This window comes from Stenotrophomonas sp. 1278, assembly GCF_029892765.1.
GTDB classification, from domain to species: domain Bacteria; phylum Pseudomonadota; class Gammaproteobacteria; order Xanthomonadales; family Xanthomonadaceae; genus Stenotrophomonas; species Stenotrophomonas indicatrix.
In genome coordinates this window covers 18,779-41,703 of sequence record NZ_JARXWD010000013.1, presented here as the reverse complement: position 1 = coordinate 41,703, position 22,925 = coordinate 18,779, and the positions used below count along the sequence as shown (strand labels likewise).

General features: G+C 67.0%; 22 protein-coding genes and 1 riboswitch. Of the genes, 15 read left to right on the top strand and 7 right to left on the bottom strand.

Features of this window, described 5'->3' with window-relative positions; all coding sequences use genetic code 11:
* Positions 1–59: 59 nt before the first annotated feature.
* The 6 genes from hflK (at position 60) to M2299_RS12715 (ending at position 5,481) form a co-directional block, all read left to right on the top strand.
* Positions 60–1,196, top strand: a complete 1,137-nt coding sequence (gene hflK, locus M2299_RS12740) for an FtsH protease activity modulator HflK (protein WP_280884473.1) — start codon at positions 60–62, stop codon at positions 1,194–1,196.
* Positions 1,193–2,056 carry a protease modulator HflC gene (locus M2299_RS12735; protein WP_025877040.1) on the top strand — a complete coding sequence of 288 codons (864 nt, stop codon included), beginning with the start codon at positions 1,193–1,195 and terminating at the stop codon, positions 2,054–2,056. The genes hflK and M2299_RS12735 overlap by 4 nt, the downstream gene beginning before the upstream one ends.
* Before the next feature lie 67 nt (positions 2,057–2,123).
* Positions 2,124–2,309 (top strand): DUF2065 family protein, encoded by a 186-nt coding sequence (locus M2299_RS12730; protein ID WP_025877042.1) that lies wholly within the window; start codon positions 2,124–2,126, stop codon positions 2,307–2,309.
* A 370-nt stretch (positions 2,310–2,679) separates the two neighbouring features.
* The gene (locus M2299_RS12725) at positions 2,680–3,972 is read left to right on the top strand and encodes an adenylosuccinate synthase (protein ID WP_025877044.1); all 1,293 of its coding nucleotides are present in this window, start codon (positions 2,680–2,682) and stop codon (positions 3,970–3,972) included.
* 144 nt (positions 3,973–4,116) lie between these two features.
* Positions 4,117–4,779 (top strand): hypothetical protein, encoded by a 663-nt coding sequence (locus M2299_RS12720; protein WP_100436776.1) that lies wholly within the window; start codon positions 4,117–4,119, stop codon positions 4,777–4,779.
* A gap of 276 nt (positions 4,780–5,055) precedes the next feature.
* Positions 5,056–5,481: a DUF4259 domain-containing protein gene (locus tag M2299_RS12715; RefSeq protein WP_100436775.1), complete on the top strand. Its 426-nt coding sequence runs from the start codon at positions 5,056–5,058 to the stop codon at positions 5,479–5,481.
* Positions 5,482–5,485: 4 nt separating this feature from the next.
* Here M2299_RS12715 and M2299_RS12710 read toward each other — a convergent pair whose 3' ends face one another.
* The gene (locus tag M2299_RS12710) at positions 5,486–6,136 is read right to left on the bottom strand and encodes a M23 family metallopeptidase (RefSeq protein ID WP_100436774.1); all 651 of its coding nucleotides are present in this window, start codon (positions 6,134–6,136) and stop codon (positions 5,486–5,488) included.
* Between the two features lie 4 nt (positions 6,137–6,140).
* A complete protein-coding gene (locus M2299_RS12705) occupies positions 6,141–7,106 on the bottom strand; it encodes a L,D-transpeptidase family protein (protein ID WP_033831753.1) in 966 nt (321 codons plus the stop codon).
* A 234-nt stretch (positions 7,107–7,340) separates the two neighbouring features.
* Between M2299_RS12705 and M2299_RS12700 the strand changes: the two genes are divergently transcribed.
* Positions 7,341–9,467 carry a methyl-accepting chemotaxis protein gene (locus M2299_RS12700; RefSeq protein WP_032976616.1) on the top strand — a complete coding sequence of 709 codons (2,127 nt, stop codon included), beginning with the start codon at positions 7,341–7,343 and terminating at the stop codon, positions 9,465–9,467.
* Positions 9,468–9,551: 84 nt separating this feature from the next.
* On the opposite strand, the gene M2299_RS12695 is transcribed toward M2299_RS12700, so the two are convergent.
* Positions 9,552–9,842 carry a hypothetical protein gene (locus M2299_RS12695; protein WP_032951973.1) on the bottom strand — a complete coding sequence of 97 codons (291 nt, stop codon included), beginning with the start codon at positions 9,840–9,842 and terminating at the stop codon, positions 9,552–9,554.
* 14 nt (positions 9,843–9,856) lie between these two features.
* A complete protein-coding gene (locus M2299_RS12690) occupies positions 9,857–10,396 on the bottom strand; it encodes a hypothetical protein (RefSeq protein WP_099843305.1) in 540 nt (179 codons plus the stop codon).
* A gap of 151 nt (positions 10,397–10,547) precedes the next feature.
* On the opposite strand from M2299_RS12690, the gene M2299_RS12685 reads away from it, so the two are divergent.
* Both M2299_RS12685 and M2299_RS12680 read left to right on the top strand, forming a co-directional pair.
* A complete protein-coding gene (locus M2299_RS12685; RefSeq protein ID WP_280884472.1) occupies positions 10,548–10,781 on the top strand; it encodes a hypothetical protein in 234 nt (77 codons plus the stop codon).
* A 15-nt stretch (positions 10,782–10,796) separates the two neighbouring features.
* Positions 10,797–11,282 (top strand): hypothetical protein, encoded by a 486-nt coding sequence (locus tag M2299_RS12680; protein WP_280884471.1) that lies wholly within the window; start codon positions 10,797–10,799, stop codon positions 11,280–11,282.
* On the opposite strand, the gene M2299_RS12675 is transcribed toward M2299_RS12680, so the two are convergent.
* Both M2299_RS12675 and M2299_RS12670 read right to left on the bottom strand, forming a co-directional pair.
* Positions 11,279–11,767: a hypothetical protein gene (locus M2299_RS12675; protein WP_099843301.1), complete on the bottom strand. Its 489-nt coding sequence runs from the start codon at positions 11,765–11,767 to the stop codon at positions 11,279–11,281. The genes M2299_RS12680 and M2299_RS12675 overlap by 4 nt on opposite strands.
* A gap of 21 nt (positions 11,768–11,788) precedes the next feature.
* Entirely contained in the window at positions 11,789–13,885 is a 2,097-nt protein-coding gene (locus M2299_RS12670; RefSeq protein WP_099843299.1) for a catalase, read from the bottom strand.
* A gap of 118 nt (positions 13,886–14,003) precedes the next feature.
* On the opposite strand from M2299_RS12670, the gene M2299_RS12665 reads away from it, so the two are divergent.
* The 3 genes from M2299_RS12665 (at position 14,004) to M2299_RS12655 (ending at position 16,694) form a co-directional block, all read left to right on the top strand.
* On the top strand, positions 14,004–14,726 hold the full coding sequence (locus M2299_RS12665) for an AraC family transcriptional regulator (RefSeq protein WP_025877061.1): 723 nt from the start codon (positions 14,004–14,006) through the stop codon (positions 14,724–14,726).
* A gap of 75 nt (positions 14,727–14,801) precedes the next feature.
* On the top strand, positions 14,802–16,178 hold the full coding sequence (locus M2299_RS12660) for an amino acid permease (RefSeq protein ID WP_025877063.1): 1,377 nt from the start codon (positions 14,802–14,804) through the stop codon (positions 16,176–16,178).
* Between the two features lie 105 nt (positions 16,179–16,283).
* Positions 16,284–16,694 carry a VOC family protein gene (locus tag M2299_RS12655; protein WP_025877065.1) on the top strand — a complete coding sequence of 137 codons (411 nt, stop codon included), beginning with the start codon at positions 16,284–16,286 and terminating at the stop codon, positions 16,692–16,694.
* A gap of 100 nt (positions 16,695–16,794) precedes the next feature.
* Here M2299_RS12655 and gcvP read toward each other — a convergent pair whose 3' ends face one another.
* Positions 16,795–19,662, bottom strand: a complete 2,868-nt coding sequence (gcvP, locus tag M2299_RS12650) for an aminomethyl-transferring glycine dehydrogenase (RefSeq protein WP_025877067.1) — start codon at positions 19,660–19,662, stop codon at positions 16,795–16,797.
* A gap of 61 nt (positions 19,663–19,723) precedes the next feature.
* Positions 19,724–19,826, bottom strand: a riboswitch (glycine riboswitch).
* Positions 19,827–20,125: 299 nt separating this feature from the next.
* Here gcvP and M2299_RS12645 point away from each other — a divergent pair.
* From M2299_RS12645 to M2299_RS12635, 3 genes are all read left to right on the top strand, one after another.
* The gene (locus M2299_RS12645; protein ID WP_025877069.1) at positions 20,126–21,352 is read left to right on the top strand and encodes a multidrug effflux MFS transporter; all 1,227 of its coding nucleotides are present in this window, start codon (positions 20,126–20,128) and stop codon (positions 21,350–21,352) included.
* Positions 21,353–21,493: 141 nt separating this feature from the next.
* Positions 21,494–22,390: a siderophore-interacting protein gene (locus M2299_RS12640; protein WP_280884470.1), complete on the top strand. Its 897-nt coding sequence runs from the start codon at positions 21,494–21,496 to the stop codon at positions 22,388–22,390.
* A 77-nt stretch (positions 22,391–22,467) separates the two neighbouring features.
* Positions 22,468–22,860 carry a hypothetical protein gene (locus tag M2299_RS12635; RefSeq protein WP_025877073.1) on the top strand — a complete coding sequence of 131 codons (393 nt, stop codon included), beginning with the start codon at positions 22,468–22,470 and terminating at the stop codon, positions 22,858–22,860.
* The last annotated feature ends 65 nt before the right edge of the window (positions 22,861–22,925 follow it).

Genomic DNA, 22,925 nt, shown 5'->3' with positions numbered 1-22,925 from the left:
TTAACGGCTGGCGTTGCGGGAAGGGCCCGCGTCGCAGCCCACATCTTGATGGAGCGTGCATGGCCTGGAATACACCCGGCGGCAACAAGGGCGGACAAGGCCCCGAGGACAATCGACGCGGGCCGTTCGGGTCGCGTGGCGGTGGCAATGGTGGCGGCTGGGGCGGATTGCCCGGACCGCTGAAGGATCTGTTCGACGGCGGCATCCTGCGTTGGGTGGTGGCGGCAGTGATCCTGCTGGTGCTGTTCTCCAGCTTCCAGCTGATCGGCGAACAGCAGCGTGGCGTGGTGCTGCGCTTCGGCCAGTTCTCGCGCGTCCTGACCCCTGGCCCGAACTTCAAGTTGCCCTGGCCGATCGAATCGGTCACCAAGGTCAACGCCACCGAGATCAAGACCTTCTCGATCCAGGTGCCGGTGCTGACCCGCGATGAGAACATCGTCAATGTCTCGTTGAACGTCCAGTACCGCATCGATGACCCGCAGCAGTACCTGTTCGGCACCGTTGATGCGAACCAGGTGCTGGAACAGTCGGCGCAGAGCGCGGTGCGCGAGGAAGTCGGTCGCGCCGACCTCAACGCCGTATTGAACAACCGTGGCCCGCTGGCCGTGGCCGCCGAAGAGCGCCTGCAGACATTGCTGCGTGCCTTCAAGACCGGTCTGACCGTGACCGGCCTGACCCTGCAGGACGCCCGTCCGCCGGAGGAGGTCAAGCCGGCCTTCGACGAGGTCAACGGTGCCCAGCAGGTCAAGGAGCGCCTGATCAACGAAGCCCAGGCCTATGCGGCCAAGGTCGTGCCTGAAGCGCGCGGCCAGGCCTCGCGTGCCCGTACCACCGCCGAGGGCTACAAGCAGGCCGTGGTGTCCAAGGCCGAGGGTGATGGTCAGCGCTTCAGCCTGCTGCAGGCCCAGTACAAGGACGCACCGGAAGTCACCCGCAAGCGCCTGTGGCTGGAAACGGTGCAGCAGGTGCTGAGCGAGAACCGCAAGGTCATTGGTGGCGATGGCCGCCAGCTGATCTACGTGCCGATGACCGGTGATACCCGTGCCAGCACCTCGGCACCGGCGCCGGTGCCGAACCCCGATGTGGTGATGCCGTCGCTGCCGGGTACCACCGCAGTGGAAGCTTCCCGTGATCCGGGCCGGCCGGTGGGCCGCCCGACCGGGCGTTCGAGCGGCCGTGAGGAGGGCAGCCGATGAGAAATTCAATCTGGATCGCCGTTGTCGTAGCGGTGCTGCTGGGCCTGCTCGGCTCGGTGTACGTGGTTCGTGAGGACCAGACCGCCATGGTCCTGAACCTGGGCAAGGTGGTGCGTTCGGACATCAAGCCGGGCCTGCACTTCAAGCTGCCGGTGGTGGAAACGGTGCGGGTGTTCGACCGCCGCTTCCAGGTGCTGGACACCGCGCCGGCCCGTTACTTCACGGCCGAGCAGAAGGACGTCAGCGTCGACTTCTTCGCCATCGGTTACATCTCCAACGTGGGTGATTACTTCCGTGCCACCGGTGGCGATCCGCGTATCGCCAACGCCCGCCTGGCACCGATCATCACCGACTCGCTGCGCAACCAGATCAACTCGCGCACCCTGCAGCAGCTGGTCTCCGGCGACCGCAGCGAGCTGATCGCCGAGCAGCTGAAGGGCATCAACGAAGCCGTTGCCGGGCTGGGCATGCAGATGATCGACCTGCGCATCAAGCAGGTGGACCTGCCCACCGACAGCCAGGTGATCAATGACGTGTACGAGCGCATGCGCGCCCAGCGCAAGCAGGAAGCCGCCAAACTGCGCGCCGAAGGCGAGGAGCAGTCGCTGACCATCCGCGCCCAGGCCGACCGTGACAGCACCGTGCTGATCGCAGAAGCCGAACGCGATGCCCAGCGCCTGCGTGGTGAAGGCGATGCCGAGGCCGCACGCATCTACGGCAAGGCCGGTTCGGCTGACCCGTCGTTCTACGCGTTCTACCGCAGCCTCGAGGCCTACCGCGGCTCGATGACCGACGGCAACGGCGTGATCGTGCTGGACAAGAACGACCCGTTCCTGCAGTACCTCAAGAACGATCGCTGAGTCCGCACGGCAGTACCTCACGGGGCCCGGCCATACGCCGGGCCTCGTGCTTTTCCGGAGTTCCCCCATGAAAGATCTGTTCGCCGCCGTCTGTCTGGTCGCGGTGCTGGAAGGCCTGTTGCTGTTCGTGGCCCCCGTGGCCTGGAAGCGCATGGCCGAACGCCTGCTGGACCTGCCCAGCCCGGCCCTGCGCAGCTTCGGTGGCCTGGTCCTGCTGGCCGGGTTGAGCCTGCTGTGGTGGGTGCGGCACTAGAAGGGTAGTGCCGGGGGCGGGGCCCCCCCCCCCCGCCCCCCCCCCCCCGCCCCCCCCCCCCCGCGGGGGGGGGGGGGGGGGGGGGGGGGGGGGGGGGGGGGGGGGTTGCGCGGGGGGGGGGGGGGGCGCCACTACCGGGGCGGGGTGGCTGACCGGCTGGTGAAGCCGCCCATCGGAAAGGTGGCACCGGACCCCGGAAACCCGGATAATGCACAAAAGCCGGACGGGCCTCCCCGTTCGGCTTTTTCCGCGTCTGGGCCTTCCATCGCCGGCCGCTCCCCGTTTGGAGCCGCCACCCAAGCGCTGGCCAGCCCCGCTGCGGTTTACCCGTCCGCGGCCCCGATGGCCGCAACAAATAGAGGAACCCGTCATGGGTCAGTCTGTCGTAGTGCTTGGTGCCCAGTGGGGCGATGAAGGCAAGGGCAAGATCGTCGATCTGCTCACTGAGGAAATCGGCGCCGTCGTGCGCTTCCAGGGCGGCCACAATGCCGGCCACACCCTGGTCATCAACGGCAAGAAGACCGTCCTGCACCTGATCCCGTCGGGCATCCTGCGTGACGATGCGCTGTGCCTGATCGGCAACGGCGTGGTGATCTCGCCGGCCGCGCTGCAGAAGGAAATCGCCGAGCTGGAAACCTCCGGCGTGGAAGTGCGTTCGCGCCTGAAGATCTCCCCGGCCGCGCCGCTGATCATGCCGTACCACATCGCCCTGGACCAGGCGCGCGAACGCGCTGCCGGCGGCAAGGCGATCGGCACCACCGGTCGTGGCATCGGCCCGGCCTACGAAGACAAGGTGGCGCGTCGCGGCATCCGCATCGCCGACCTGCATTATCCGAAGCAGCTGGAAGAACTCCTGCGCACCGCGCTGGATTACCACAACTTCGTGCTGACCAAGTACCTGAACACCGACGCGGTCGATTTCCAGAAGACCTTCGACGAGGCGCTGGCCTTCGGCGAGTACGTGCAGCCGATGAAGTCGGACGTTGCCGGCATCCTGCATGACCTGCGCAAGCAGGGTAAGCGCGTGCTGTTCGAAGGTGCGCAGGGCGCGCTGCTGGACATCGACCACGGTACCTACCCGTACGTCACCAGCTCCAACACCACCGTCGGTGGTGCGCTGGCCGGTGCCGGCGTCGGCGCCGATGCGATCGACTACGTGCTGGGCATTGCCAAGGCCTACGCGACCCGCGTTGGCGGCGGCCCGTTCCCGACCGAGCTGGACGATGAAATCGGCCAGGGCATCCGCGACCGCGGCGCCGAATACGGTGCCTCGACCGGCCGCCCGCGTCGCTGTGGCTGGATGGACATCGTCGCGCTGAAGCGCGCCGTGGCCATCAACGGCATCAGCGGCCTGTGCATCACCAAGCTGGACGTGCTGGACGGCATGGAAAAGCTGAAGGTCTGCATCGCCTACGAATACAACGGCAAGCGTACCGAGTACGCGCCGCTGGACGCGCAGGGCTGGGAAGAGTGCACCCCGGTGTACCTGGAGTTCCCGGGCTGGACCGAAAACACCCACGGCATCACCAACTGGGACGACCTGCCGCCGGCCGCACGCGCCTACCTGCGTTCGCTGGAAGAGCTGGCCGGCTGCCCGATCAGCATCGTCTCCACTGGCCCGGACCGCGACCACACCATGGTCCTGCAGGATCCGTTCGCCTGAGTGATGCGGCGATGCCAGGCTGTGCCTGGCAATGCTGCCGCACCGGTAGCGCCGGGCCATGCCCGGCGTCGCTGAAAGAAGAAGCCCCGCGAAAGCGGGGCTTTTTCGTTAGTGTGTACGCAATGCCAGCAGGGAAGCGGATCGATGACCGGCGATGTCAGCGCGAAAGGGACGCGGGTGCTGCGGATCACCCTGTGGGTGTTCTGGGGCCTGTGGGCAGTCGCCTGTGTGGTGCTGGCGGTGGGCGCCGTGGCCAACCACCTGGCGTCACGCACGCAGACCCTGCCGCTGGTGCTGAGCCCCGGTGCTAGCGCGGAGATCACGGTCTACCGCTTCATTGATGATCGTCTGCGGTTGCGGCTGCGTTACCCGCCCAACGCCGCCGACCCAGCCCTCGACCCCGACGTGCTGATGCGTGTCGACACCCCCAACGAGCATGCGGACTTCCGTGCGGGCGTGCGTTCTGGCCCAGCCGGGACGGATGTTGTGCGCAGGCTGGAAACCGTTGAAACGGCTGTTTTTACCGCCGCGTACTTCGGCTATGGCCGCGGTGATGCATTGCCCCGTGGCCGCTCCTGGCTGCGGGTGACCGTGCTGGAAGTGGAGCCGGCGCTGGCCGGCAGGCCGGCAACGATCGAAGTGCAGCCGCCGTTGGATCTTCTGAAACTGACCGACCTGGACTACCTCTGGTTGTGGCCGTTCTTCTTCTGGAAACTGGCAGCGCTGCTGCTGCTGGTTCCAGGCATCGCACTGGTGATCTTCACCATCGCGCTGCGGCGCGGGCGACGCCGCTCTCCGCTGCGGTAGCGCTGGGCCATGCCCGGCGCTCCTGCGGAAAGAAGTCCTGCACAAATAGGGACTTTTTTTCGTTCGTCGGCGCGGATTGCTGTCGCATTTTGCCTTGGATCACTGTGGTGCGACAGGCAGGGGCTTGATAGGAAGCACCGTGTGCCAATGGTTGGCGTCGTGGATGTTGCCCAGCATGCGGCCTGCGCTCGTAGCGTCTTGTCGACTGTCGCATGATTGGTGACTGCCCCGCGGGTCCTGCGCGGTGGTATCTGCCAACCAACGAGGAGAAATCACATGGGCGCATGGGGACACGGTTCGTTCGAGAACGATGACGCGTGCGATCTGGTCTGCGATCTGACGGAATGTACGGATTTGTCGATGTTGGAGGAAGCACTGCGCGCTGCCATCAATCCCGATGACTACTTGGAGGCACCCGAGGCAGGCAGGGCGGTCGCGGCGGCTGAGGTAGTGCTGGCGCTGCTGGGGCAACCAACGGATGCCCTTGCTGAGGAGGAAGAACTACTGGCCTGGGTGAAGGCACGCAACCAGGTCCCATCGGCCACACTATTGTCGCTGGCGCAACTTGCTGTGCAGCGGGTACAGGCCGATGACTGCGAATTGCGGGAATTGAAGGAGGAATCCGGTTCGCTCGACGAATGGATGGCCGAAGTGGACAGGCTGCAGGCAGGCCTGCGCGCCGCAGGCGGCGCAGCCGGTTGATACTTCAGCGGTCGGCCGTCTGCAGCAATGGATAGGGATTGATCGACTCGCCCTTCCACCATTGCTTCTCCGGGCCCAGTACGTGCACTTCGAAATGCAGGTGCGGGGCTTCGGGGTTTGCGTTGCCGGTGCTGCCGACGTAGCCGATCACATCGCCGCGCTTGATGGTCTGCTTTTCGGCCACGCCGTCGGCGTAGCGCTGCAGGTGCGCGTAGTAGTAGCACCAGCGGCCGCTGGGTTCGAACTGGTAGACGGTCAGGCCGCCGCGCTCGCTGTCGAACAGTTTCTCGACATGGCCATCGGCCACCGCCAGCACCGGTGTGCCGGCAGCAGCCATGATGTCGATCGCATCGTGCACGCGGCCTTCGCTGCGTGCGTCGGTGAAGGTGTCCTGCAGTTGCGAGGGCGTGATGCCCTGTACCGGCAGCAGCAGGCCGGAGGGTGTGTCGCCCGTTGCTGCTGGGGCGGGCGCAGCGATTGCCGTTGTCGCCTGCTCCACGGGTACGGCACGGGCGCTGTCGGCTGCAGCGGAGGTCTGCGCCACTGCAAGGGGGCGGGCACCCGTGTCATCGGACGGCGCGCCATCACGCTGCAGCCACCATCCGGCTGCCACGCCCATCACCAGCCCCAGTACGATCAATTGCGCTAGTCGCATCGGCTCACTCCTGCATGACGACCGGTACCGACGTATCCACGGCTGCAGCCACGCGCAGCACATCCCAGTTGGTCATGCGCACGCAGCCGTGCGATTCGGTCTTGCCGACATGGCCGGGCACCGGTGTGCCGTGCAGGCCGTAATGGGGTTTGGACAGGTCGATCCAGACCCGGCCGACGGGATTGTTCGGGCCGGGCGGAATCGTGGCCTTGCGATCGCCCTTCCTGGCATCCCAGAACAGCTTCGGGTTGTAGTGGAATGGCGGGTCCGGGTAGACGCCGAGGATCTTCCACTCACCGATCGGCAGCGGGTCGTGCTCGCTGCCCGACGATACCGGTACCTGCGCGATCACCTTGCCCTGCGCGTCCAGCAGCTGCAGGGTGGAGTCGGATTTGTCGACCACCAGTTTGGCGGCCTTGGGCAATGCAGCGGGCGCAATGTTGGGCACCTGGATGCGGCTGCCGGCTTTGCTCAGATCCACACCGGGATTGAGCGCCTTCAGCAGCTCCGGTGCGGCATGGAAGCGCTCGCCCAGCGATTCCTCCACGCTGCTGAAGCCCAGTGCCTTCAGCTTGGCCTGGTCGGCGGGCTTTTTGGGAACCGCAACGAACGGACCGGCCACGTCCTCTGCGGTCAGCGTGTAGCTGGCAAGGGGGCCGACCGAGTCGGCCTGCAGGGCCTTCCAGGTGGCGTCGTCCAGTTCGCCGCTGACCGTCAGTCCGTGCGCTGCCTGGAAGCCGGACACCGCGCGGCGTTGATTGCTGCCCACTTCGCCATCGATCTCGCCCGGAGAGAAATTGGCGCGGTCCAGAAGTACCTGGGCGTGCAGGGGCGAGTGCGCCGCTGTATCCGGGCCGGCCTTTTCGGCGATGGGTGCTGGCAGGCCGGCGGGCGGGGGCGTCTGCGCAAAGGCGGGCGACATCAGCAGCGACAGGGCGAGCAGGGCGGGGCGGCATACGGGCATGGGCATCTCCAGGCAGATCACGCCTCCACCCTGCCCGTAGACGCTGCGCAGCCGCCGTGAAAGAAAACTGATGCCAGCATGAGCAGTGGGGCCGCGCCGCCGGGCCATCCTCCCGCGGCAGAAGCGGGAGGCCGGGTCTCACCAAGGTGAACGGCTTCCGACGCAGTCGAGCGGGAGGCGATCAAGATTCCCGGCTGGCGGGCCGATATGGGCGCATCCCCCCCGTTTTGGATTCACCCCATGAACTACTTGAGGAACGTCAGGGTCGCCTGGCGTCTTGGGCTTGGCTTTGGCCTGTTGTTGTTGCTGGTTGCCGCCGTGGTCGCTACCGGTGCCACCGCCACGATGGTGCAGAAGCGCGCGATGGAGCAGGTGGTCGAGGTCGGCGTAGCCAAGGTGCGCCTGCTGTCGGAGATGCTCGATGCCAACAACCAGATGATGGTCGTGCGCCGCGAGATGCTGATCCGCCAGGGCGAAGACCGTGCCAACGACGAGCAGCGCATCGCCGCTCTGGTCAAGCGCTACGAGGCCAGTTGGACGGCCTACCAGGCCCTGCCCGGCGATGCCGAAGGCAAGGTGATCGGCGAGACCATCGCCGCCAAGCGCGCGCTCGCCCGTCCGCTCAACAAGCAGACCAGCGAACTGATGGAACAGGGCGATTTCCCCGGCGCCGTGGCGCTGACCCTGGGCCCGGTGCAGGAAGCGGCCAATGGCTGGAACAAGGCACTGGCCGATGGCGTGGCCTATGAAGAAAAGGAAAGCCGCGAGGCCGCTGCCGAGGCGATCCGCCTGGGCGAGCGCAGCCTGCTGCAGCTGCTGGTGCTGGGTGGCGTGGCGCTGCTGGCAGGCATCGCCGCATCGGTGCTGATCGGTCGCAGCATGACCGGCCCGCTGGCGCGTGCAGTGCAGCTGGCCGAGCGCCTGTCCAAGGGTGAACTGGACCAGGAATTCCGCCTGGGTGGCCGGGACGAGCTGACCCAGCTCGGCGAGGCCATGGCCAGCGTGCGCCAGAGCGTGCAGGCCGCCATCGGCGCGCAGCTGCAGATGGCCGAGCAGCATGAAGCCGGTGCGATCCGTTACCGGATGGACGCCAGTGCGTTCCCCGGCGACTTCGGCCGCATGGTGCAGGCCACCAACCACTTGGTCGAATCACACGTGCAGGTGCAGCTGCTGATGGCCGAGGTGATGCAGCGCTATGCCATCGGCGACCTCAGCCGTGATCTGCCCGAGTACCCGGGTGAGAAGGGCACGCTGACCCGTACCCTGGCGGCGGTGAAGCAGAGCCTGATGGCGATCAACGCGCAGATCGATGAACTGGCCCGTGCCGCGCGCGCTGGCGATTTCAGCGTGCGTGGCGACGCCGCGGCATTCCAGTACCAGTTCCAGGCGATGGTGAACCACCTCAACGGCATGATGGCCAGTTCGCAGGCCAGCATCGCCGATGTCTCCGACGTGCTGCGCGCCATCTCGCATGGCAACCTCACCGCGCGCATGGAGGGCGAGTACGAGGGCGTGTTCGCGCGCATGCGTGACGATGCCAATGCCACCACCACGCAGCTGACCGGAATCGTGCGTGGCATCCAGGTGGCCGCCGACAGCATCAACAACGCGGCACAGGAACTGGCGGCCGGCAACAACGATCTGTCGCGCCGTACCGAACAACAGGCCGCGAACCTGGAAGAGGCTGCCGCCTCGATGGAAGAGCTGACCTCGACCGTGCGCCAGAACGCCGAGCTGGCACGCCAGGCCGACAGCGAAGCGCATGCGGCCGGCGTTGCCGTGCGCGAGACCGAGCAGGCCATGGCGCAGATGGCCACGGTGATGGGCGAGATCGACCAGTCTTCGGCGCGCATTTCGGAAATCTCCACGGTGATCGATGGCATCGCCTTCCAGACCAACATCCTGGCGCTGAACGCTGCAGTGGAAGCGGCGCGTGCCGGCGAACAGGGCCGCGGCTTTGCGGTGGTGGCCAGCGAAGTGCGTACGCTGGCACAGCGTGCCGGTGTCGCTGCCAAGGAGATCAAGGAGTTGATCGAGGACGCCGCTGCCAAGGTGCAGAGTGGTCTGGCCGTGACCGTGGAATCGGAAGCCGCCATTGCCCGCGTGGCCCAGGCGAGCTCGCGTACCACCCAGCTGATGAGCGACATCGCCGCCGCCAGCAAGGAACAGGCGGCCGGCATCGAGCAGGTCAACCAGGTGGTGGTGCAGATGGACCAGGTGACCCAGCAGAACGCTGCGCTGGTGGAAGAGGCGACCGCTGCCAGCCGCGCGCTGGAAGAGCAGGCGCATGCGCTGACCACGTCGGTGTCGGTGTTCCAGCTGGAGCAGGGAGCGCGCATGCCCATCGTGCCTGCACGCGCGGCGTAGGCCAACGGCAGCGCGATGTTGGATGGCGCCCTGCATGCGATGACCCGCATGCAGGGCGTCGATGCACGCAACGGTTGAGGGCCGCTAGCGCCCGCGTGCCGAGCGTTCGATCAACCAACCGGCCGCGTACAGCAACAGCAGGGTTGGCGGAACCAGCACCGCATACGCGGTCGACCAGGGCTTGCCGTACAACAGGCTGCCTGCGCCGATGGCATCAAGCGCGGCAGACTGCAGGGTGATGGGGAGTGCCATCAGGATGTAGGTACCCTTCGGGTCGGCGTCTGTCTGTGCGCCGTGGACCAGCCACGCGGTCAACAGCAGGTAGACCACGCACAGCGCAAGGCCTGTCCAGCTCAGCAGTCGTCGCATCTTCATCTGCAGGCCTCCTGTCAACGGACGTCGAAGCGGGCCTGCAGGGGCAGGCTTACATTCCGCAACAGATCCCTGACCACCACCTGCGCGGTCCACGTGCCTTTCGGATCGTCGGGTTCGGCGACGAACTTCAGCTGCACACTGGTCATGTACAGCAGGGTTGGCGGGCCGGGCAGGGCGGCAGTGAAGCAGGGAACATCGCGTTCGTCGACACTGGTACTGCCGTCCGGGCGAAGCATGCGCAGATCGCAGTGCACCTTGGGTACGCGGTTCTCATCCAGTTGCGGGTTGGACAGGAATGTCAGCAGGAACAATTCTCCGCCCAGGTGGACTTCGCTGGCCTCGGTAAAGCTGGGAGTGCTCTCCGGTGGAGTTTCCCATTTGGCCCGCCAGTCGGCGTCGGAGGTGACCAGCAGGGATGCCGCAAAGCCATCGCTGGATTTCATGGCATCGGTCTGCGGCACCGCCTTGCCGTCGCCATTTATCCAGCCATCGCTGGCAAAGGTGGTCAGTGGCAGCATCAGGGCCATCATGGCCAGTGCGTAGGTCCCTCGCATCAAGGCTCTCCTTGGTAGCCGCATCCTGCGGCGGAGCCGGCAGTATCGCGCAACCTTGGCCGGCACAGCAGAGGGAAAGCCAGGAAGAGGTTCCTTGGCCTGCCGATCCGGGCGATGCTTGCCAGCAAAGGAGCTGGCATGGGAACGGGACGTGAGGAAAAAACAGGGCTGTGATGCCGCGTCGGCCGCGCCGCTGCACGTACTGATGCTGCCAGGCCTGGATGGCACCGGCAGCATGTCGACCCCGTTGCTGTCCGCACTGCAGGCTCATGGGATGACGACGCAGGCGATCGCGCTGCCTGCGCAGGGCGGGCAGGATTACGCCACGCTTGCCAGATGGCTGTGGCCGCAGCTGCCCCGCCACCCCTTCATCCTGCTTGCCTAGTCCTTCTCGGGGCCGTTGGCAGTCGAGCTGGCCGCGCGCCAGCCCGCAGCGCTGCGCGGACTGGTGCTGGCCGCGACCTTTGCGCGCCGGCCCGTGCCATTGCCGGCAGCCGGCGCGGTACTGCTGTCACCGGCCTGGCCGGTGCCTCCCGTGGCGATGCTGGCGCGCCTGCTGCTGGGGCGGTGGCGCACCGGCGAGCACATGTCGATGCTGCGCGCTGCGTTGGCTCAGGTTCCAGCGACCACGTTGCGGCAGCGCGCCGCAGCGACCCTGCGGGTGGACGTACGCGCATTGCTGCCGCAGATCGGGGTGCCGACGCTGTGCCTGCAGGCGGGTCATGACCGGCTGCTGTGGCCACCGAGGGTAGCCGAGCTGCAGACCCTGCTGCCGGACGCGCGGCACGTGGCCCTGGACGGGCCGCATCTGCTGCTGCAGGCCTGTGCCGAACCGGCCGCCGCGGTGGTGGCCGGTTGGGTGAGGGCGCTGCCCGCTACCGGCTAACTGCCGGCGCGGGTGCGTGCGGCCTTCTTCGCCGCGGTCCTGCGTACCGCCTTTTTTGCTGCACGGGTCTTCGCGGCCTTCTTCGCAGCGGTGCTGCGTGAGGCGCTCTTCTGCGTTGCCTTCCCGGCGGCCGCCTTCTTTGCAGGGACCTTCGCAGGGGCCTTCTTCACCGCCTTCTTTGCAGCAGTCTTCCTGGTGGCGGCCTTCTTCGCAGGCGTCTTTTTCGCAGCGGTCTTCTTCGCCACCTTCTTTGCAGTCGCCTTGCTTGCGGAAGCCTTCTTCGCCGTTGTCTTTCTGGCCACCTTCTTCGTTGCCTTGCGCGCGCTGCCGCTGCGCTTGCCACCACCATCCTGCTTGTTCACGGTGGCCCAGGCGATGCGCTCGGCGGTGCCTTCACTGGCACCGCGTTCGCGCTCACTCTCTTCGATATGCTCGGCCTGGCGCTTCTGCTTGTCGGTATAGGCGGATTTGTCACCACGGGGCATGGGGATTCTCCTGTCGGATGGTCAGGCCAGCAGGCGCAGCTTCGGCTCGCGTGCCCACTGACGGGTGGCGGCAGCGGCGAGGAAGGCCTTGCTGTCTTCGGCCTCCACGGTGCCGGCATCGTTGCCGACGCGCGCTGCCTTCAGCAGGGCCTGTGCGCCTTCGTCACTCGCGATGGCTTTCAGGTGCGCCCAGGCATCGCTGACAAAGCCCACGGCTGCCGCTTCCTTGGCCAAGGCCTTGCCGGCGTCGGCACTCAGCACGACCGCCACTGCGTCGAACACCACCGACGGGGTACCGGCCAGCTGTCCATCGGCGGCCTGCGTTTTGCCGTCGCTGAGCGTGGCACCGCCAATTTTCGGCGCGACCAGCTTGACGCTGGCGCCGGCCTTTTCGGCGGACTTGCGCAGAGTGGCGATCACCCGTGCATCGGAGCCCTCGTCGAACAGGATGCCGATGCAGCGCCCCTGCAGCAGGGGCTTGTTGCGGCCGATCACGCGGACCTCGGGTGCGGCGGGCAGGTCCTGTGCAGGGGTTGCCGTCGGTGCCGGGGCGGGTAGGGTGCCCAGTGCCAGCCCGTCGGCCACGCGCTTGGCCAGTCCTTCGTCGATGTTGCGCAGATGGCTGACGGTGCGCACGCGCACCTTCTCGGTTTCCACCTTCGACAGCTCGAACACCAGCGCCGAGGCCAGGTGCGCCTGTTCCGGTTTTTCCAGGCTGCGGAAGAACATCCGCGCCTGGCTGTAGTGGTCGGCAAAGCTCTCCGCGCGGGTGCGGCCCTTGCGCCCATCATCGGCGCTGGCGTGGCTGCGGAAACCGGTGGGCGTCTCGCGCGGGCTGTCTTCCTGCAGCGAACTGGGGTCGTAGGCCACGCGCCCCTTCGGCACCTGCATCTGCATATGGCCATCGCGCTGATGGTTGGCGAACGGGCACTTCGGTGCGTTGATCGGAATCTGGTTGAAGTTCGGCCCGCCCAGGCGGATCAGCTGGGTATCCAGATAGGAGAACAGCCGCCCCTGCAGCAGCGGGTCATTGCTGAAATCGATGCCCGGCGGCACGTTGGCCGGGCAGAAGGCGACCTGCTCGGTCTCGGCGAAGAAATTGTCCGGCCAGCGGTCCAGCACCATGCGCCCGATCACCTGCAGCGGCACCAGCGACTCGGGGATGATCTTGGTCGGGTCCAGGTGGTCGAACGGGAATCCATCGGCCTGTTCTTCGGTAAACAGCTGCACGGCCAGCTCCCACTCGGGGAAGTCGCCGCGCTGGATCGCCTCGAACAGGTCGCGGCGGTGGAAATCGTTGTCGGCGGCCTGCAGCTTCAGCGCCTCGTCCCAGACGGTGGACTGCAGCCCCAGCTTCGGCCGCCAGTGGAACTTGACGAAGGTGGAGTTCCCTTCCTCATCCAGCAGGCGGAAGCTGTGGATGCCGAAGCCTTCGATGGTGCGCAGCGAGCGCGGAATCGTGCGGTCGCTCATCGCCCACATGATCATGTGCATCGATTCGGGCATCAGCGAGACGAAATCCCAGAACGTGTCGTGTGCGCTGGCTGCCTGCGGGAAGGCGCGGTCCGGTTCCATTTTCACCGCATGGATCAGGTCGGGGAACTTGATCGCGTCCTGGATGAAGAACACCGGAATGTTGTTGCCGACCAGGTCCCAGTTGCCTTCCCTGGTGTAGAACTTCACCGCGAAGCCGCGCACGTCGCGCGGGGTGTCGACCGAGCCGGCGCCGCCGGCAACCGTGGAGAAGCGGGTGAACACCGGCGTCTTCACCCCGACCTCGGTGAGGATCTTCGCCCGGGTCACCTTGCCCAGCGAGCGGGTCAGTTCGAAGAAGCCGTGGGCGGCCGAACCGCGTGCATGGACGATGCGCTCGGGAATACGCTCGTGGTCGAAGTGGGTGATCTTCTCGCGCAGCAGGAAGTCTTCCAGCAGGGTGGGTCCACGCGGTCCCTGGCGCAGGGAGTTCTGGTTGTCTGCAACCGGAATGCCCTGGTTGCTGGTCAGTACCGGATGGGCGCCTCCTGCGAGCTGATGCAGTTCATCGCCCTGGCCGCGGCTGTCACGGTCGGCGGAGGTGGTGGCGGGAGCGCGCTTGCCGGTCGGCTTGCTGGCGGCCATGGAGGATCTCCTGGAGCGGGTAGGGGGCAGACCCCAGACAGTGGCGCCGCCGGCGTTAATGCACGGTCCCGTGGGAGTGAACGCGCAGACAAATCGGCGGCTCGGGTATGCTTGCCGCATGCGAGTCGAACCCGCCGACATCGAAGCCCTGTTCGACGCCATTCCGGACGTGCTGTTCTTCATGAAGGACCGCCAGGGCCGCTACACCTACGTCAACCAGACCATGCTGCGACGGCTGGGCCTGCGTGCGCGCAAGGACGTGATCGGACGCACCGCGGCCGAGATCTACCCTACCGGCCTGAGTGCGGACTATGTCGACCAGGACGCACGCGTGCTGTCCGGCGAGGTGATCGAGAACCTGATGGAGCTGCACCTGTTCGCCAACCGCGAACCGGGCTGGTGCCTGACCTGCAAGCGTCCGCTGCTGGTGGACGGGCAGGTCGAGGGGCTGATCGGCATTTCCCGCGACCTTGGCCAGAAGGACAGCCTGGGGACCCAGTACGAGCAGCTCCGTCTGGCCTTGGCCCACCTCAATACGCACTACGCCGAGAACGTGCGGATGCAGACGCTGCTGGACATCACCGGATTCTCGTTGTCCAAGCTGGAGCGCAGCTTCCGCAAGGTGTTCCAGATGACGCCGCAGCAGGTGCTGACCCGGCTGCGGATCCAGATGGCCATGCACCTGCTGCATGGCAACGAGAGCATCGCCTGCATCGGCCAGGCCTGCGGTTTCAGCGACCAGAGCGCGTTCACCCGCAAGTTCAAGGCTGAAACCGGTTTCTCCCCGCGCGCCTACCGCGCCCGTATCGGCGGCAATGTCGGCGAGCCGGTACCGGCCTGAGTTTCCTGCTGCGCTGTGCCTATCCCCGCGGCGGCTGGACACGGTAAGGTGTCGCCCTTGTAGCCGCCGCCAGCCCTGCCGATGCCCGCCACCCCCGATACGACCGCTTCGCCCTCCCGCCTCGGCCATTCGCTCAAGCCACGCCAGCTGATCATGATGGGGCTGGGCAGCGCCATCGGCGCCGGCCTGTTCCTCGGCTCCGGCGTGGGCGTGCAGGCGGCCGGCCCGGCGGTGCTGGTGTCCTACCTGGTGGCCGGTGCGCTGGTGATCATCGTGATGAACGCGCTGGGCGAAATGGCCGCGGCCAAGCCGACCAGCGGTGCGTTCTCGGTGTATGCGGCCGATGCCATGGGCGCCACCGCCGGTGCCACCGTGGGCTGGCTGTGGTGGGTGCAGCTGGTCATCGTGATCGCCGCCGAGGCAGTGGGTGCGGCCGGATTGCTGGCCACGGTCTGGCCGGTGGTGCCGGTACCGATGGCGGCATTGGCCTTCATGCTGTTCTTCACCGCGATCAACCTGCTCGGGGTGAAGAACTTCGGCGAGTTCGAATTCTGGTTCGCCATCCTCAAGGTGGCGGCGATCCTGGCCTTCATCGCCGTGGGCGTGGCGCTGCTGATGGGCTGGCTGCCGCAGGTGGCCTCGCCGGGCCTGAGCAACTTCACCGAGCACGGTGGCTTCGCACCGAAGGGCCTGGCCGGCATCGGCGCGGCGCTGCTGGTGGTGGTGTTCGCCTTCGGTGGCACCGAAATCGTGGCCGTCGCTGCGGCGGAGACCGAAGACCCCGAGCGCAGCATCGCCCGTGCCATCCGCACCGTGGCCTGGCGCATCCTGGTGTTCTACATCGGTTCGCTGAGCGTGATCATCGCTGTGGTGCCGTGGACCAGCGAAGCGCTGAAGTCGCCGTTTGCCGCAGTTCTCGATGTCGCCAATATTCCGGGCGCGGCCACCGCCATCACCCTGATCGCGGTGATCGCCCTGCTGTCAGCGCTCAATGCCAACCTCTACGGCGCCTCGCGCATGATGTATTCGCTGGCGCAACGCCGCGAAGCACCGGCCGTGCTGGGCTGGACCGATCCGCGCCAGGTGCCGGTGATCGCGGTGCTGGCCAGCGTCCTGTTCGGCTTTGCTGCCACCATCATGGAACTGCTGTTCCCGGACAAGGTGTTGCCGGTGCTGCTGAACATCGTCGGCTCCACCTGCCTGCTGGTGTGGACGTTGTCGCTGGTCTCGCAGCTGGTGCTGCGCCGTCGCGCCGACCGCCTGGGCACGCGCCTGCCGTTCCGCATGGCGGGCTTCCCGTGGCTGACCGTCTGTGCGCTGGCGATCCTGGCGCTGATCTTCGGCCTGCTGCTGAGTGAAGCGCATACGCGCCTGCAGTTCCTGTCGATGGTGGCGCTGACGGCGACCATCGCGGCCAGCAGCGCCATCGCCCGGCGCATGCGCGAGGCGTGATGGGGCCGCCGGGCATGGCCCGGCGCTACCGATACGCCGCGCCCACATTCCGCGTGCCATCCTGATCGGGTGGGCCATCACCGGCCCGACGAACGGGAGCACCGCATGCTGCGCAGCCGTCCCTTCCTGATGTTCACCGGCCAGGCCGAAGCGGCGCTGGCCCTGTACGCCGAAGCCTTCGCCGAATTCCGCCTGCTGGCCCTGCAGCGCCACCCGGACGGGGCGGGCGCGGGCGTGCCCGGGCAGGTCCGCCAGGCCATTTTCCTGCTCGGCGGCACCCACTACCTGTGCTTTGACAGCCTGGATGTGCACGACTTCACCTTCACGCCCTCGATGTCGCTGTTCGTCGAGTGTTCCGGCGCCGAATCATTCGAGCGTGCCGCGCGCGTGCTGGGTGACGGCGGGCACTGGCTGATGCCGGTGGGCGAGCAGGATTTCAGCAGCCGCTACGGCTGGGTGCAGGACCGCTTCGGCGTGTCGTGGCAGTTGAGCCTGGGGCAGATGCCCGACCCGTGACGCGTCCTGCCGCTGCGCTCGCCGGGCATGGCCCGGCGCTACCGGAAAACAAAAACGGCCCGCTTGCGCGGGCCGTTCTCATTTCCGATGCCGCGATGGCTTACGCCTCGACTTCATCATCCTTGTAGGCATCGACCGGGATGCAGGCACACATCACGTTCTTGTCGCCGTACACGTTGTCGACGCGGGCTACCGGCGGCCAGTACTTCTGCAGCTTCAGGCTCGGCAGCGGGAAGGCGGCCAGCTCGCGCGGGTAGGCGTGGGTCCACTCGCTGGCGGTCACGGCCGTGGCCGTGTGCGGGGCGTTCTTCAGCGGGTTGTCCTCGCGGTCCAGGCGGCCGTCTTCGATCGCGGTGATCTCTTCGCGGATCTGGATCATCGCGTCGATGAAGCGGTCCAGCTCGTGCAGCGATTCGCTTTCGGTCGGTTCGACCATCAGCGTGCCGGCCACCGGGAAGCTCAGGGTGGGGGCATGGAAGCCGAAGTCGATCAGGCGCTTGGCCACGTCTTCGGCACCGATGCCGCTGGTTTTCTCCAGCGGACGCACGTCCAGGATGCACTCGTGCGCGACCAGGCCGTTGCGACCGGTGTACAGGGTCTTGAAGTGCGGGGCCAGGCGCTTGGCGATGTAGTTGGCGTTGAGCTGGGCAACCTGGGTGGCCTTGCGCAGGCCTTCGGTGCCCATCATCGCGATGTACATCCAGCTGATCGGCAGGATCGAGGCGCTGCCGAAGCTGGCGGCGCTGACCATGCCGACCGGACCGTTGTCACCCAGCTTGCCCGGCAGGAACGGGGCAAGGTGCGACTTGACCGCACACGGGCCAACGCCCGGGCCGCCGCCGCCGTGCGGGATGCAGAAGGTCTTGTGCAGGTTCAGGTGCGAAACGTCCGAACCCCACTTGCCCGGCTTGGCCACGCCGACCAGGGCGTTCATGTTGGCACCGTCGGTGTACACCTGGCCGCCATGCTTGTGGATGATCTCGCAGATCTCCACCACCTCTTCCTCGAACACGCCGTGCGTGGACGGGTAGGTCATCATGATCGCGGCCAGGCGGTCGCTGTACTTCTCGGCATTGAGGCGGATGTCTTCAACGTCGACGTTGCCGTTGGCATCGGTCTTGGTGACCACGACCTTCATGCCGCACATCTGCGCCGAGGCCGGGTTGGTGCCATGCGCCGAATCCGGGATCAGGCAGATGTCACGGTGATCTTCGCCACGCGAGCGGTGGTAGGCGCGGATCGCCAGCAGGCCGGCGTACTCGCCCTGCGCACCGGAGTTCGGCTGCAGGCTGACGGCGTCGTAGCCGGTGCACTCGACCAGCATTGCTTCCAGCGAATCGATCAGTTCCTTGTAGCCCAGCGCCTGCTCGGCCGGCACCAGCGGGTGGATCTGCGAGAACTCCGGCCAGGTCACCGGGATCATTTCGGCGGTGGCGTTGAGCTTCATGGTGCACGAGCCCAGCGGGATCATCGTGCGGTCCATCGCCAGGTCCTTGTCGGCCAGCGAACGCAGGTAGCGCAGCAGTTCGTGCTCGCTGTGGTGGGTGTTGAACACCGGGTGGGTCAGGAACGCGGACTGGCGCAGCAGGCCGGCCGGCAGCGCATCGGCGGTGCTGGCATCGAGCGCGTCCACATCAACGGTGGCACCGAACAGCGCGCCTACGGCGACGATGTCGGCGCGGGTGGCGGTCTCGTCCAGGCTGATGCCGACCGAACTGCTGTCGATCGCACGCAGGTTGTAGCCGGCGGCACGGGCCTTGGCATGGATCGCGTCGGCGTCGACACCGGTGACGTGCAGCGTGTCGAAGAAGTCGGCACCGACCTGCACACCGGCAGTGCGCAGCGCGCTGGCCAGGATGGCGGCCAGGCGATGGGTGCGGCGGGCGATGCGGGTCAGGCCTTCCGGGCCGTGGTAGACGGCATACATCGAGGCCATCACCGCCAGCAGCACCTGTGCGGTGCAGATGTTGGAGGTGGCCTTCTCGCGGCGGATGTGCTGTTCGCGGGTCTGCAGGGTCAGGCGGTAGGCCGGGTTGCCCTGTGCGTCGATCGAGACGCCGATCAGGCGGCCCGGCATCGAACGCTTGTAGGCGTCACGGCAGGCCATGAACGCAGCATGCGGGCCACCGAAGCCGAACGGCACGCCGAAACGCTGGCTGTTGCCGACCACGATGTCCGCACCCCATTCGCCCGGGGCGGCCAGCAGGGTCAGTGCCAGCAGGTCGGTGGCCACGGCCACCAGGCCGCCGCGCGCGTGCACGGCATCGACCAGCGCCTTGTAGTCGCCCACCTGGCCGAAGGTGTCCGGGTACTGCAGCAGCAGGCCGAAGGCTTCCGCTTCCAGCGCTTCGGCCGGGGTGCCCACGCGCAGCACGATGCCCATGGGCTCGGCGCGGGTGCGCAGCAGTTCCAGCGTCTGCGGGTGCACGGCGTCGTGCACGAAGAAGGTGTCCGACTTCGACTTGGCCGAGCGCTTGGCCAGGGTCATCGCTTCAGCGGCGGCCGTGGCTTCGTCCAGCAGCGAGGCGTTGGCGATTTCCATGCCGGTCAGGTCGGCGCACAGGGTCTGGAAGTTGATCAGCGCTTCCATGCGGCCCTGCGAGATTTCCGCCTGGTACGGGGTGTAGGCGGTGTACCAGGCCGGGTTTTCCAGGATGTTGCGCAGGATCACGTTCGGCGTGTGGGTACCGTAGTAGCCCTGGCCGATGAAGCTGCGCAGCACGGTGTTCTTGTCGGCGATCGCGCGGATCTTCGCCAGCGCCTGCACTTCGGTGATCGACTCCGGCAGCGCCAGCGGTGCCGGCGACTTGATCTTGGCCGGCACGATGGCATCGGTCATCGCATCCAGCGATGCGTGGCCGATGACGCCGAGCATCTGCGCGATCTCGGCATCGTTGGGGCCGATGTGGCGCTCGACGAACGCCGAATGGTGCTCGAGCTCACGCAGGGAAGGGGTGTTCTGGGACATGGCGAAGGATCCGTCAGGAAAGGGCACACGCACGGGCACAAGCCGCCGGTCGGCGGTCTGCGGGCGCCCCTCTGTCCTTTTGCCTGAGAGTTTAAAAGCGCGGAAAACCGCAGCTTCGTGCCCCTTCGGCGCCGGATCGAACCGGTCTCTCCAGAGTTCTGTTACGGGTGGTATCGGGCCTGAGCGATTACGGGCGTTGCGCCTTCGGCAGCGGTGACCTGCTTCTCCCACCGTGTTGCCCGCCGATTATAGCTCGTTGCCGGCGCCTGACGGTGGCCCGGGCTGGCCTCACGGGGCTGAATGGCCGATGGCCCGGGCGTGCGTTCTGTGCATACGTGCATGGCATCGCGCGCATTCCCCACCTATGATGGTGGGATTCTCGTATTCATCTGGCGCCGTCCCTGCTGCAGGGGATCGGCGCCCGCCGTGCGTGTCATGCATGGCCCTGCCGGACGCTTGCCCGATGACCGCCGCCGTTGCTCCTTCCACCCGCCGCATGGCCCTGTTGCTCGCTGGCCTGGCCATGTTCGGTCCGTTCTCGATCGACACCATCTTTCCCGCGTTTCCGCAGCTGGCCCAACGCCTGGCGGTGGACGAGGTGGCGGTGCAGCAGACCATCAGCGTCTACCTGCTGTTCTACGGCCTGATGAGCCTGGCCCATGGCCCGCTGTCCGATGCGTGGGGGCGCAAGCGGGTGATCCTCGGCGGCCTGGTGATCTTCGTCGGCGCCTCGGTGGGCTGTGCGTTGTCTACCGACCTGACCACGCTGCTGGCGTTCCGCGCACTGCAGGGCCTGTCCGCCGGCGTGGGCATGATCGTCGGCCGCGCGGTGATCCGCGATCTGTACCACGGCCACGACGCGCAGCGGCTGATGAGCCAGGTGTCGATGCTGTTCGGTATCGCCCCGGCCATCGCGCCGATCATCGGTGGCTGGATCCTGCTCAGCGGTGCCGGCTGGCCGCTGATCTTCTGGTTCCTGGTGGTATTCGCGCTGGTGCTGCTGGCGGCCACCGCGCGCTTCCTGCCGGAAACCCATCCGGTGGAGGCGCGGATCGCCCTGTCGCCACGCACGTTGCTGCGCGATTACGTGCGCATCGGCTTCAACCCGCGGTTCCTGCGCCTGGCCCTGGCCGGCAGCATCGGGTTCGGCGGCATCTTCCTGTACATCTCCTCGGCGCCGGCCATCGTGATGCAGCACCTGCATCTGGGTGAAGGTGGCTTTGCGTGGTTGTTCATTCCCACCATCGGCGGCATGACCACCGGTTCGTTCCTGTCCGGGCGCATGGCCGGGCACAGCACACCGACCCGGCAGGTCGCGCTCGGTTTCACCCTGTGTGCGGTCTCTGCCGTGTTGAACATCGGCTACGTCACCCTGGCGCCGCAGTTCGCGCTGCCGTGGGCGGTGATGCCGATCTTCCTTGGCGGCATGGGCATGGCGCTGATCTTCCCGATCCTGGCGCTGGCGGTGCTGGACATGTATCCGCTGCAGCGCGGCCTGGCGTCGTCGCTGCAGGCGTTCGTGCAGCTGATGATCAGCACCGTGGTGGCCGGCGTGGTATCGCCGCTGCTGCACAACAACCCGCTGCACCTGGCACTGGGACAGGCGGGCTTCTTCGCGGCCGGCTTCGTGTTCTGGTACTGGGAGCACCAGCGCGAACGCGCATCAGAGGCAGCCAGCACGGCGCATTGAGCGTCATGCAGGGGTAGGGCGCGTCATCACGCGCGGATCCGTTGCGGCGCTGCGGGCAGGGATTAGGCTGGGGTTTCCAGCGAGCCGGTTCGTGGGTGCACGACAGCCAGCCATTCCGATATCGTCGCATGAGGTACCCGCATGGCTGCGCAGCAGACCTACCGCCTGTTCGAGGTGGCGCTGAAGGAGCGCCGCGTTCTTTCTCCTTCCCTGGACCGCATGGTGTTCACCGGCACCGACGTGGCGCACATGAAGACCGAAGGCCCGGACCAGCGTATCAAGGTGTTTTTCCCCTTGCCCGGCCAGGACGCGCCGGACGTGCCCAGCGGCGAAGACTGGTATGCCCGTTACCGGGCACTGCCTGATGACGCGCGGCCGCCGATGCGCACCTTTACCCTCCGCCAGCTGCGTGCCGGCGAGTGCGAGGTCGACGTCGACTTCGTGCTGCATGGCCAGACCGGACCGGCCTCGCGCTGGGCCACGCATGCACGGCCGGGCGACCGCGTGGTGCTGCTGGCCCCCGATGCCGACTGTGCGGACAGCAGCGAGGGCTGGGAATGGAAGCCGCCAGCCGGGGTAGGCCAGGTGCTGCTGGTGGCCGATGAGACCGCATTGCCGGCGGTGGCCGGCATCCTCGATGAACTGGCCGGGCTGGCCGATCCGCCGCGCACGCTGGCCCTGCTGGAGATCGCCCAGGCCGGTGATGCGGTGCCGCTGAAGGCACCGGCCACGGCCGAACTGGTGTGGTTGCCACGCGGGCAGCAGGCCCATGGGCAGCGGTTGCTGCAGGCAGTACAGGCGCGGCTGGCGGCGGCCGCGACCGTCGCCGGGGCTGCCGAGCTGGACGACATCGACGTTGATGCGCAGATCCTGTGGGAGCAGGCTGACGCCAGCGCGGACGGCGCGCTGTATGCCTGGGTAGCGGGCGAGGCCGGCGCGGTGATGGCGATCCGCCGGTATCTGCTGAAGGACTGCGGCCTGGATCGCCGCGCGATCACCTTCATGGGGTACTGGCGGCAGGGGCGGGTACTGGACTGAGCCGCTACCGCACGGGCGTGAACCGGCATGCAGGGGGTGTGGGTTATCCTTGCGCCCCCGCAATGCAAGCCCCACTGATGTCGACCTCTTCCAAATCCCGCCGCGACCAGCGCCGTCGCCAGGAACAGCAGGCTGCCAACAAGGCCGCCGCCACCGCCTCGCCCGTCGAGCCGCACGCCGAGCTGCGCGACACGCAGCGCACGCTGCTGGCCGGCATCGTCCGTCGCGATGGCGAATGGGTGCTCGGCATGGATGGCCGCATCGCCGGCCAAAGCGAGAGTGCGGCCCAGGTACTGGCGCTGATCATGCAGGCCGGTGAACTGCACGAACGGCAGGGCACGCCGGTGCGCCTGATCTATTCGGATGCGCTGCGCGATGCGGCGCAGGCCGAAGCCAACGAGAAGGGGCAGACCTTCGAGGAATTCAAGGCCGCGCTGGCCGCGCAGCTGGCGGCGAAGAAGAGCAACTGATCGTCATCGCGGTAGCGCCGGGCCATGCCCGGCGGCTTTTCATTACGCCGCTGCGCTCGCCGGGC